Below are 10,311 nucleotides of genomic sequence, written 5' to 3'. Positions count from 1 at the left end.
TTTGGTGACACATCTATTCTAATCAAGGAATCGGGTTCATGTCTCCTTTTTTGTTCGGATGTAAATTTATGTTAGTGAATTTGCTCATCTACAGTTAATAAGTGTAAATTATTACAGGAGCTAAGAAAATAATTCTCTTACTTATTCCAGAAAATGACCCTATAGTGGCAGAGTGAAACTTAATTGTTTTTAGTTAACCGTGAATGTCACTTATTCACTAACGGGTGCTTTTTTAGTGAAAGAAAAATTAATTGATTTTAAGATTGAGATCATGTTTTAGTTATTCCATTATAGGACGCCGATGGTAGAGTAGCAAAAAGCCCAATTTCTCAAATTTTTAGAAATTGGGCTGTTAATTATCGTCATTTTCTAAGCGTTGTAAATCTGCATTTTCCTGACCTTACGCTACCCCTATTAAATTTGTATTTCTAATGCTGTTTTCTTAGTATTGCTCAATTTCAATAATATCTCCTAATTTTAAAACATGTTTTTTGGTCAAGTAATCAACAATTCGTAATTCTCTTTTTAGCTGATCGATATAATGAATATTGCCGACAAGCTTCTTTATTTCACCTTTTTGATAATAGGTGAATTGTAGAGTAATGTTCTCTTCCATAGCCTCACAGATAACTTCATTAAATTCTTCATATTTTTGTTCATCTAAAACCGGTTTTTCGACTTTATCTAAACTTTCATTGTATTTCCTTAGTAATTTCACATGCTCGGGCAGCATCATAGCTGTCCACTTTATGCTTCCACGATCCTGAATCATTGTTTATCCCATCCTTTGCTTTCTTTTCTTCATATTCGTTACGCATAATGCCCGCCGATCAGCTTGTTGCGGTGAAGACTCGTTCCTGCCTTCGTATACGAAACAGCGCGCAGCAGTGCATTGGAGCCGTGCTTGTTCCGAATCGCATCCATTACATATCCTAAACGATGCTCTTTTATGCGGTTCGGCCTAAACAAATCAAGCTGCATGCCGCTGTCTTTTTCCACGTTGGAAAGAGAGATGGAAATTTTTCTGACTGTCTTCCCCTCATAAAAACGATCAAACAGCAAAAGGCAGGCTCGATAAAGATCCATCGTAATATTTGTTGAGACATCCATCGTTTTGGAACGGTAAAATCCTCCTCCGCCTTCCTTTTGGCTGTAGCCGATTCCAAGGCTGATTGTTCTCCCCGCCATCCGGTGTTCCCTCGCTCTTTTTGCCACTTCCTCGCACATTTCTAAGATGACGCATTTCACCTCTTCGGGGTCCGGATAGTCGCGAAGCAATATTTGATTTTTTCCAAAACTGATTTGCCCCAGCATAATCGGAGAGCCTATGTCGGAAAGATCTATTCCCCATGCGTGGTAATAAAGCTGATTCCCCATGACGCCGAACTTCTTTTCAAGGAGCTCTAACGGATAATTTGCGAGCTGACCAACTGTAAAAATTCCCATTCGATTTAACGTTTTTTCAAGTCTTGTCCCAATCCCCCACATCTTACGCAACGGCTTGATGCTCCACAGCTTCGTTTTGACATCATCATACGTCCATTCCGCTATACCTTTCTTTTTCGCCTCCAAATCTAGACAAAGCTTCGCCATCAATATGTTTGGACCGATCCCAACCGCGCATGGGAGAGAAAATTCATTTCGTAAATCTTCCACAATTTTTTCGGCCAGACTATGCGCATCCCCCCAAAGTCTTTCTGTTCCATCCGCAGTAATAAAACATTCATCTACGCTGTAAACATGAATGTTTTCTTTCGGAACATAGCGGTTCAGCAGCCGAGTAATTTCAGCAGAAATCCGTAAATACGTCGCCATTTTCGGAGTGATGAGGCGGATGCGGGGGTCGTTTGGAATTTGAAATAAGCGGGATCCGGTTTGAATTCCGAAATCTTCCTTCAGTTTTGGTGAAGCGGCCAATACAATGCTTCCTGTCCGCTCTTTGTCCCCAACGATAGCAATGTGGGCTGTTAAAGGATCAAGCCCAAGTATGACCGCCGCACAGCTCGCATAAAAGCTTTTCATATCGATGCATAATATATGCCGGTTTGGAAACGATTCATAATTCATTCCATCATCCCCTCATGAGAATGTATGTTCGGTTTTATTTTATTTTTATTGTATGGGAATATACGTTCGGTTTCAATGGGAATTTGCGCCATTTTTCGCGGTACAAAAGGAGCATAACAACGAAGTACGGCATCGAAAAACAGATATTAAGCTTGGAAAGCTTATTCAAAATACAGCCGCGTTTTTTAGAAGATTTAAGTTGGAGACAAATCGGTGAAAGAGCTGAATTTTTTATCAAAATAAAAAGACGCTTGACGCGCCTTTTCAGAAGTGAGAGCGGAGATTTTAGCGAAAAGTCCGCCTTCAGCTTTCTGTTCATTTCCTGCATCATGCTCCCGGTCATTTTTGCCGAAACAAATTTCCGGCAACTTTTTCAAATAGGGAGGGCATGAGACGATAAACAAGCCCGCCAAGCTCCATCCAAACAGGCATATTAATTTCCCGTTTATTTGTCAGCATCACGCTCACGATTTTTTGTGCAACAGCTTCCGGATTAAGCATCCAGCGTTGGACGTTTTTCACATAATCCCCTGACGTATCGGCAAGATTGAAAAAATCCGTTTCAATTGGACCCGGATTGACAGATGTTACAAAAATCCCGCGGTCCGCCACTTCCATCCGCAAGCTGTTCGTAAAGCCTAAAACAGCATGTTTTGTAGCAGAATAGATGCTTGATTTCGGAGTAGCTATTTTGCCAGCCTGAGAGGCGACATTAATAATATGCCCTTCCCGTTGGGCCAGCATCTTCGGAAGAACCAGCTTTGTCGCAGCAATTAATCCGAACACATTTACTTTAAACATTTGCTGCATCTCTTCGAATGTTGCTTCCTCTGCATTTCGAAAAATACCAAAACCAGCATTATTGACTAAAACATCCACTCGGTCAAAATTCTCTGTGATGTCCGTAAATACTTCGGAAACTGCGTCAAGGTCACTGACATCCAGTTCGTAATATGTACAAGAAATAGAGTGAGAGGCTTGAAGCTCATCCGAAAGTTTCTTGAGACGATCCTTCCTCCTAGCCAGCAAAACTAAATGTCCACCGCTTTCTGCAACGATCCTTGCGATTTTTTCCCCGATCCCGCTCGATGCCCCCGTAATAACTACCAATCGATCTTTAAGCCGCGAATTCATTTATTTGTCACCTCTTCGTTGCGCGGAAAAAAGTAAAACGCCATTTTCTATTCTTTTGTTAATTTTTCCATATTGTTCTAAATAATCAAGCTGAGCAACAGTTTCTGATATAGCAAATAAAAGCTCTTGTTGATAAGCAGACGGAAAAAGAAGCTTGCAAAGAGCAAACACCGTCATTTCCTGTTTTTCTAAATGCTTTAATACGGTGAGCGCGCGTTCATGCTGTTTGTCTAAACGGTTCCGAATCAACAGGTGAGGATCGAAAAATTCATCTTTATGACCCGGAAAGACAACAGAAATCGGAATATGCAAAAGCTTTTTCAAAGATTCATTATATTGCAGCTGAGGTTTTGGACGCTCTTTTCCTTCATACGGCATTTCAAGAACAGGATTGGAGGAAATGGTTTTCAGCAAATGATCGCCGCCGATCATTCGGCAGTCTTTCTCATTGTACAAAACGATATGGCTTTGGGCATGACCAGGAGTCTCAATGACCGTAAACCCAGGCATCCCGTCTATTTCATCTCCTTCTTGAATGGAGGAGGTCAGCGGATGATTGCGTGGATATAAGGAAAGATCAAGATGATCTAAGTGTGACGCAAACGACTCCGGGACGGCAAACTGCTTCAATAATTCTAAAAAAAAATTCCTTTTGCCGATCAAAAAAACGCACATCATGAGAAAGCCAAGGAGCAAGCAAACGATGGCCCAAAACACGAAGATCGCCATCAAAAAAATCGAGCAAACCGATATGGTCAGGATGATGGTGGGTAAGAATGACTTGCTCAATATCCTCAGGCACAAGCCCTATTTCCTTCAGCTTATGTTCAAAAACTCTCCACGCTTCCTCCGTTTTCATCCCTGCATCCACTAATGTCAATGCGTCCCCTTTTACAACATACACGTTCACATCTTTAATCGGATAAGGTATAGGGATCGTTATTTTATAAATTGCATCTTTGCTGAACATTTTTGCAAACCGCCTTTAATTTTTTAATATAACTTATTTTACACATGATAAATCAATTTGTCATTTTATTCGAATAATTCATAAGTATACTTGACAAGCCGTAGGAACTGATAAAAAATTAATTCTACAACGCTTTTAGAATTTAAGGCAGGGAAACATTTCATCATACAAGCCTATCCAAAGCATGCGCTTCTGTTGCTTAACAGATGAATAGTAAAACGTTTTCTCGCTACCTTTCCCACTGAATCTCTTCTCTTTTAAACTAAGTTTATAGGGAAGAAGTTCAAAAGAAACATATAAAACGATCAGGAAGGAGTCTCTTTTTATGTACAAGTTTGGATTTATCGGAGCCGGATCTATGGCGGAAGCTATTATATCCGGATTGATCAACGGGAACAAGTGCCGGAGAGAAGAGATCGTTGTGACAAACCGTTCCAATGAAAAGCGGCTCGAGGAGTTGCAAAAAACATACGGTGTCACGATTACAAAAGATAAAAAGCATTTGTTTGACAACACAAAAACGATTTTTTTCGCGATGAAGCCGAAGGACGTTGACGAGGCAGTAAAAACAGTCCGCGAATACGCAACAGAAAACCATCTTGTTATTTCCATGCTCGCAGGCGTTTCAACGAAAGCAATTGAAACATTATTCAACAAACGTATTCCCGTCATTCGAGCAATGCCGAATACGTCCGCTACCATCAGACAATCAGCAACCGCCTTGGCACAAGGACAATATGCAACGGATGGTGACCTGTCAGCAGCTGTTGAACTGTTTCAATTGATCGGAACAGTTGAAATTGTTGAAGAAGACAAGCTCGATGCCGTCACAGGACTGGCAGGAAGCGGACCAGCCTATATTTATTACATAGTAGAAGCAATGGAAAAAGCAGCAGAAGAAATCGGTTTAGAAAAGTCCATGGCACGCTCCCTCATTGTTCAAACACTTTATGGGGCAGCATTAATGTTAAAAACGTCTGACAAAGAGCCGTCTACTCTAAGAAAAGAAATAATGAGCCCAGGCGGCACAACTGAAGCCGGCTTAAGCGTCCTAAACAATCATCACGTAGATGAAGCTATTATAAGCTGTGTGAAACGGGCAGTCGAACGGTCAAAAGAATTAAACAGCGCTTTGGAGGAAAAACTGGTGAACAAACAATAATCTGAAATCGGACTCGGGTTCAGCGAGCAATACTGAACCCCTTTTTTATATTTACCAAGCAGATCATATGACAAAAATAATCATAATTGCTAAAATTTTAAAGGAAATATTTAGGGAGGCGAATAAAAGATGAAAGACCGATTATTATTTTCTCCATTTACGATTAAAGATGTCACATTGAAAAATCGAATTGTCATGTCGCCGATGTGCATGTACTCAGCCGCAAATAAAAAAGGATTTCTTGAAGATTTTCATTTCACACATTACATTTCAAGAGCGGTGGGACAGGTGGGCCTCATCATTCTTGAAGCAACAGCTGTTACGCCGGAAGGCAGAATTTCTGAATTGGACCTCGGTATATGGGAAGATGACCATATTATAAAATTGGCTGAACTTGTGCAGCAAATCAAATCATACGGAGCGAAAACAGGCATCCAGCTTGCTCATGCAGGAAGAAAGTCAAATGTGAGCGGAGACATATTCGCCCCATCTTCAATTCCTTTTGATCAAAACAGCCGTACACCGAAAGAACTGACAAAAGAACAAATAAAAGAAACGGTTGAAAAATTTCAATTAGGAGCAAAACGAGCTAAGGACGCAGGCTTTGATATCATCGAAATCCATGCAGCCCACGGTTATCTCATTAACGAATTTTTATCTCCGCTATCAAACAAGCGCAATGATGAGTACGGAGGAAGCTTAAAGAACCGCTACCGGTTTTTAAAAGAGGTTATCCAAGCCGTAAGGAAAGTGTGGGAAGGCCCGTTGTTTGTTCGTGTTTCCGCCAGTGACTATGTTGAAGGCGGATCGACGATAAATGATTACGTACAAATTGCTAAATGGCTGAAAGAGGATGGTGTCGATTTGATTGATGTCAGCTCAGGAGGGCTTGTCCCGGCAAATATAGATGTTTATCCCGGGTACCAAGTGCCATTTAGCGAAAAAATCAGACAGGAAGCAAACATCAAGACAGGGGCAGTCGGCTTAATTACTTCACCTTTGCAGGCGGAAGAGATTTTAAAAAACAACCGGGCGGATCTTATTTTTGTCGCCCGCGAATTATTGAGAAATCCATATTGGCCTTACCATGCAGCTAATGAACTAAACGCAAAAATTGAATCGCCGACACAATATGAACGCGGATGGCGCGTATAAAAGAAGAAGCTGTCTCAAAAAAGCCTTTTGAGGCAGCTTTTGTTTGCATATTGCATTTTCCAAAGCATACAGTGAGTGTTGAATCAACATATAATTCTTTCATTGCCGCAACCGAAAAAATTTTGAAAGTTCAGAGATTCTGCAAGAATCATGTCGACGATTTTTTTGCCCGATTATAGGACTAAATATGCCTGTAGACGATTCTTTTATTCTATGTAAAAAAGGCGGCGAAAGTTTCATTTTTGGCATCCCCATACCATTTTCTACTTTTTAGGAATTGGGACACATAAAAAATCATGGGCAAGGCTTGCTTCTGGAAATACAGCCCTTGCTTCAGCAAGAAGCATTTGACAATCCTCTTCGCCTTGATATCGCGAGCTAATATGCGTCAGCCATAACGTTTTTGCGTTTGCCTCTAAAGCAATTTGCGCTGCTTGAACTGTTGTCGAATGAAAATAATTGTAGGCCAAAAGCTCTTCATCCTTTGCAAATGTCGCCTCATGCACTAAAACATCCGCATCCTTTGATAATTCGACGCTTTGCTTGCAATATCTTGTATCACCCAAAATCGAAACAATCCGTCCTTTTTTGACAGGACTTAAAAAATCTTTTCCATTCAAAACTCTTCCATCAGCAAGTTGGACTGTTTCGCCATTTTTTAATTTTTTGTATATAGGTCCAGGTTTTACTCCAATTTCTTTTAATCGATCCGCTAAAAGTGTTCCGGGCAGATCCTTCTCTATAATCCGATAACCGAATGAAGGGATACCGTGCTCCAATTTCTTTACCTTAACGATGAATTGATCATCCTCAAAAACGGTTTCATCGTCAAATATTTCTTTTGTAATAAGCGGATATTTAAGATGAGTAAAGCTTAACTTCAAAGTTTGTTCCACAAATTCTTTAATGCCGGGAGGACCGTAAATTACGAGCGGGCTCTCGGCGCCATGAAAGGATCTTGTTCCTAACAAACCGGGAAGTCCGTATATATGATCACCATGCAAATGCGTAATAAAAATTTTTTCAATTTTTGCCGGTTTGATGTTCGTATATAAAATCCGGTGCTGTGTCGCCTCGCCGCAATCAAACAGCCAAATAGAACCGCGTTCTTCAAGCAATTCAAGCGCAATGGAAGACACATTTCGATGTTTGGCCGGCAGACCAGCACCTGTTCCTAAAAAATAAAGATTCAACGTTCGCTCCTCCAAATGTCTTTTTATCTGTTATTATAATACATTCATTCAATATTTAGCAGAAAAATCAGCAAATATTATTTGCGTTACAGTACGTTTACCTTTAAAATTAAATATTTGAACGGGTACATATTTTTAGCAAAATTTATAGCAAAACGATAAAGTGAGGTACGTTCAGTGAATACAATCCAGTTACCAAAAGCAATCATCATTATATTCGGAGCAACAGGAGATTTAGCAAAAAGGAAATTATTCCCATCCATTTACCGTTTATATCAAAGCGGTAAGATCAGCGAAGAATTCGCGGTCGTTGGCGTGGCAAGAAGACCATGGACGAACGAAACGTTCAGGGAAAATGTTAAAGATTCCGTTGAAAATGCAGTTTCCGTCAACAGCGATCTAACATCCTTTACTTCGCATTTTTATTATCATCCGTTTGATGTATCGAACCAGTCTTCGTATCACAGCTTAAAAAGCTTACTTTCCGACTTGGATGAAAAATATCAAACGGAAGGGAACCGAGTCTTTTACTTGGCGATGGCGCCTGAATTTTTCGGAATCATCGCTAACAATTTAAAAGAGCACGGTTTAAAAGATACAAACGGATGGACAAGACTTGTCATTGAAAAGCCGTTCGGCCATGACCTAGCTTCCGCCCAAAAATTAAACGATGAAATCCGCGCCGCATTCGATGAAGAGCAAATTTACCGAATCGACCACTATTTAGGAAAAGAAATGGTGCAAAATATTGAAGTCATTCGATTTGCCAATGCGCTTTTTGAACATTTATGGAATAACCGTTTTATTTCCAATATTCAAATTACTTCAAGCGAATCACTCGGCGTGGAAGACCGGGGCAACTATTATGAAACATCCGGTGCGCTCAGAGATATGGTGCAAAACCATATGCTGCAGATGGTGGCCTTGCTTGCGATGGAACCGCCAATTAAATTAACGACTGACGAAATTCGTTCCGAAAAAATTAAAGTGCTTCGTGCTTTACGGCCAATTCAGGAAAATGAAGTCGACAGCTATTTTGTAAGAGGCCAATATACAAAGGGAATAATTAATGGAAAAGAGGTTATCGGCTACCGAGAAGAAGCAAATGTAGATCCCGATTCCAATACAGAAACGTTTGTGGCCGGAAAGATTTTGATTGACAATTACCGTTGGGCAGGCGTTCCTTTTTACATTCGCACAGGAAAGCGGATGAAAGAAAAATCAACAAAAATTGTTGTCGAATTTAAAGATATTCCAATGAACCTATACTTTAAAAAGGAAAGCGACCGCGTTCCAAACTTGCTTGTCATCCATATCCAGCCTGATGAAGGGATTACGCTTCATCTCAATGCCAAAAAAGCGGGAGTAAGCTCAGAGGCTACACCAATTAAGCTTTCTTACAACAATAACGGCATCGACGGCATGAACACTCCGGAGGCATATGAAAGATTGCTATATGATTGCATGCAAGGCGATGCCACGAATTTTACCCACTGGGATGAAGTCGCCTTATCATGGGCATATGTTGATCCGATTTCAAATGCATGGTCCCGCAAAAAAGCGGCCTTCCCTAACTATGAGGCAGGCTCGATGGGTCCTAAAGAAGCGGATGAACTTCTTGCCAAAGACGGCTTCCATTGGTGGCCGATCTAATGACATTTTTCAATTTAAAAGTGTTGCCTTATTAAAACACCCCTTGTACAAATAGGGGTGTTTTATCATATTGATGCTTTAATGATTAATAACGAATATCAAACTTTTGAAAGCCTTCCACTTCATCATGTTCCGTTAATTGTATATTTTCAACTTTTGAAAAAGGACTACCTTTTTGAATAGAGGCAAGAAAGTTCTGTAAATTTTGCTCCTCTCCTTCTGCAACGATTTCAACCGTTCCGTCCATCTTGTTTCGAACCCAACCGGAAATTTGGTGCTCGACCGCGTAAAATATCGAAACCCCACTCCTTGCACACGTCCTGAAACAATGATATGGTATTGCTTCATTTTTTCACTCCTTTCATAAATATTCTTCATTTCTATCTTAATTTATTTTTTACCGAATTTAGATATAAACGAAACGGTTTGTGAAAGAATTAATCAAAAAAGTGATAGTTAAAAAATATATCCAATAGAGGCTGTCTAAAAAGTCAAATCCTCATTGAAAAATATCAATCTATCAACATTTCTAAAACATTAAAAGAGCGTCTATAAGCCGAAAAACGACTTATTAAACATCCCCATCCAAATTATAGAAAGTAAAGTTCGTAGGGGGGAATTTACACAATAATTTGGACTTGACCAAAGAATTTTGCAAGTTAAAAAGATAGAAAATCAATATAAGATGGAAAAAATCCAATCACAACTAACGCCAACCGAATGAAAAATATTAGAGTTCATAGATAATACGTGAAATTGCAGATGAAATGTTCATTTCCATCCGAACGGTCAAAAACCATGTCAACAACATTTAAAAAAATGGAAGAAAAAAGCAGCAAAAAAAAATTAGGCTTATTTAAGAGGTAAGTTTAGTTATCGAACTTCTTAATTGTTTCTGGAGTTACCTATAGGCTTTTTTATTTATGTGATTTTACATTTAATAAATCACATTCCGTCCTTAGTGATTTTCCTTCGTT

The 10,311-nt window shown here is 39.7% G+C and carries 10 protein-coding genes and 1 pseudogene; 4 read left to right on the top strand and 7 right to left on the bottom strand.

The features are described 5' to 3' along the window. Positions 1-442 precede the first annotated feature (442 nt). The 5 genes from FB379_RS02080 to FB379_RS19085 form a co-directional block, all read right to left on the bottom strand. Positions 443-772 carry a YolD-like family protein gene (locus FB379_RS02080; RefSeq protein ID WP_066247653.1) on the bottom strand — a complete coding sequence of 110 codons (330 nt, stop codon included), beginning with the start codon at positions 770-772 and terminating at the stop codon, positions 443-445. A gap of 38 nt (positions 773-810) precedes the next feature. Continuing rightward, positions 811-2,067: a Y-family DNA polymerase gene (locus tag FB379_RS02075; RefSeq protein WP_094246170.1), complete on the bottom strand. Its 1,257-nt coding sequence runs from the start codon at positions 2,065-2,067 to the stop codon at positions 811-813. Positions 2,068-2,406: 339 nt separating this feature from the next. Next, complete coding sequence (locus FB379_RS02070) at positions 2,407-3,201, bottom strand: SDR family NAD(P)-dependent oxidoreductase (protein ID WP_094246172.1); 795 nt, start codon at positions 3,199-3,201, stop codon at positions 2,407-2,409. After that, positions 3,202-3,876 carry an MBL fold metallo-hydrolase gene (locus FB379_RS02065; protein ID WP_338420487.1) on the bottom strand — a complete coding sequence of 225 codons (675 nt, stop codon included), beginning with the start codon at positions 3,874-3,876 and terminating at the stop codon, positions 3,202-3,204. It abuts the gene before it with no gap. Continuing rightward, positions 3,779-4,171: an MBL fold metallo-hydrolase gene (locus tag FB379_RS19085; protein ID WP_338420486.1), complete on the bottom strand. Its 393-nt coding sequence runs from the start codon at positions 4,169-4,171 to the stop codon at positions 3,779-3,781. Before FB379_RS19085 ends, FB379_RS02065 begins: the two co-directional genes overlap by 98 nt. A 325-nt stretch (positions 4,172-4,496) precedes the next feature. On the opposite strand from FB379_RS19085, the gene proC reads away from it, so the two are divergent. Further along, the gene (gene proC, locus FB379_RS02060; RefSeq protein ID WP_144596830.1) at positions 4,497-5,333 is read left to right on the top strand and encodes a pyrroline-5-carboxylate reductase; all 837 of its coding nucleotides are present in this window, start codon (positions 4,497-4,499) and stop codon (positions 5,331-5,333) included. Positions 5,334-5,462: 129 nt separating this feature from the next. Then, positions 5,463-6,488 carry an NADPH dehydrogenase NamA gene (namA, locus tag FB379_RS02055; RefSeq protein WP_144596827.1) on the top strand — a complete coding sequence of 342 codons (1,026 nt, stop codon included), beginning with the start codon at positions 5,463-5,465 and terminating at the stop codon, positions 6,486-6,488. A gap of 263 nt (positions 6,489-6,751) precedes the next feature. On the opposite strand, the gene rnz is transcribed toward namA, so the two are convergent. Then, positions 6,752-7,681 carry a ribonuclease Z gene (gene rnz, locus FB379_RS02050; protein ID WP_144596825.1) on the bottom strand — a complete coding sequence of 310 codons (930 nt, stop codon included), beginning with the start codon at positions 7,679-7,681 and terminating at the stop codon, positions 6,752-6,754. 177 nt (positions 7,682-7,858) lie between these two features. Between rnz and zwf the strand changes: the two genes are divergently transcribed. Then, positions 7,859-9,334 (top strand): glucose-6-phosphate dehydrogenase, encoded by a 1,476-nt coding sequence (gene zwf / locus FB379_RS02045; RefSeq protein WP_066247642.1) that lies wholly within the window; start codon positions 7,859-7,861, stop codon positions 9,332-9,334. A gap of 85 nt (positions 9,335-9,419) precedes the next feature. Here the strand turns inward: zwf and FB379_RS02040 are convergent. Continuing rightward, a pseudogene (locus FB379_RS02040) lies at positions 9,420-9,682 on the bottom strand (acylphosphatase). Between the two features lie 395 nt (positions 9,683-10,077). On the opposite strand from FB379_RS02040, the gene FB379_RS19160 reads away from it, so the two are divergent. Continuing rightward, positions 10,078-10,149, top strand: a complete 72-nt coding sequence (locus tag FB379_RS19160; RefSeq protein WP_395994372.1) for a LuxR C-terminal-related transcriptional regulator — start codon at positions 10,078-10,080, stop codon at positions 10,147-10,149. The last annotated feature ends 162 nt before the right edge of the window (positions 10,150-10,311 follow it).

Origin of the sequence: Aeribacillus composti (assembly GCF_007827555.1) — a bacterium.
GTDB classification, from domain to species: Bacteria; Bacillota; Bacilli; order Bacillales; family Aeribacillaceae; genus Aeribacillus; species Aeribacillus composti.
This window is presented reverse-complemented; position numbering and strand designations above follow the sequence as displayed.

What these genes read in the sequence shown, in the direction of transcription:
- FB379_RS02080 (WP_066247653.1), bottom strand. Translation starts at nt 772, where the DNA reads ATGATTCAGGATCGTGGAAGCATAAAGTGGACAGCTATGATGCTGCCC.
- FB379_RS02075 (WP_094246170.1), bottom strand. Translation starts at nt 2,067, where the DNA reads ATGAATTATGAATCGTTTCCAAACCGGCATATATTATGCATCGATATG.
- FB379_RS02070 (WP_094246172.1), bottom strand. Translation starts at nt 3,201, where the DNA reads ATGAATTCGCGGCTTAAAGATCGATTGGTAGTTATTACGGGGGCATCG.
- FB379_RS02065 (WP_338420487.1), bottom strand. Translation starts at nt 3,876, where the DNA reads ATGTGCGTTTTTTTGATCGGCAAAAGGAATTTTTTTTTAGAATTATTG.
- FB379_RS19085 (WP_338420486.1), bottom strand. Translation starts at nt 4,171, where the DNA reads ATGTTCAGCAAAGATGCAATTTATAAAATAACGATCCCTATACCTTAT.
- proC (WP_144596830.1), top strand. Translation starts at nt 4,497, where the DNA reads ATGTACAAGTTTGGATTTATCGGAGCCGGATCTATGGCGGAAGCTATT.
- namA (WP_144596827.1), top strand. Translation starts at nt 5,463, where the DNA reads ATGAAAGACCGATTATTATTTTCTCCATTTACGATTAAAGATGTCACA.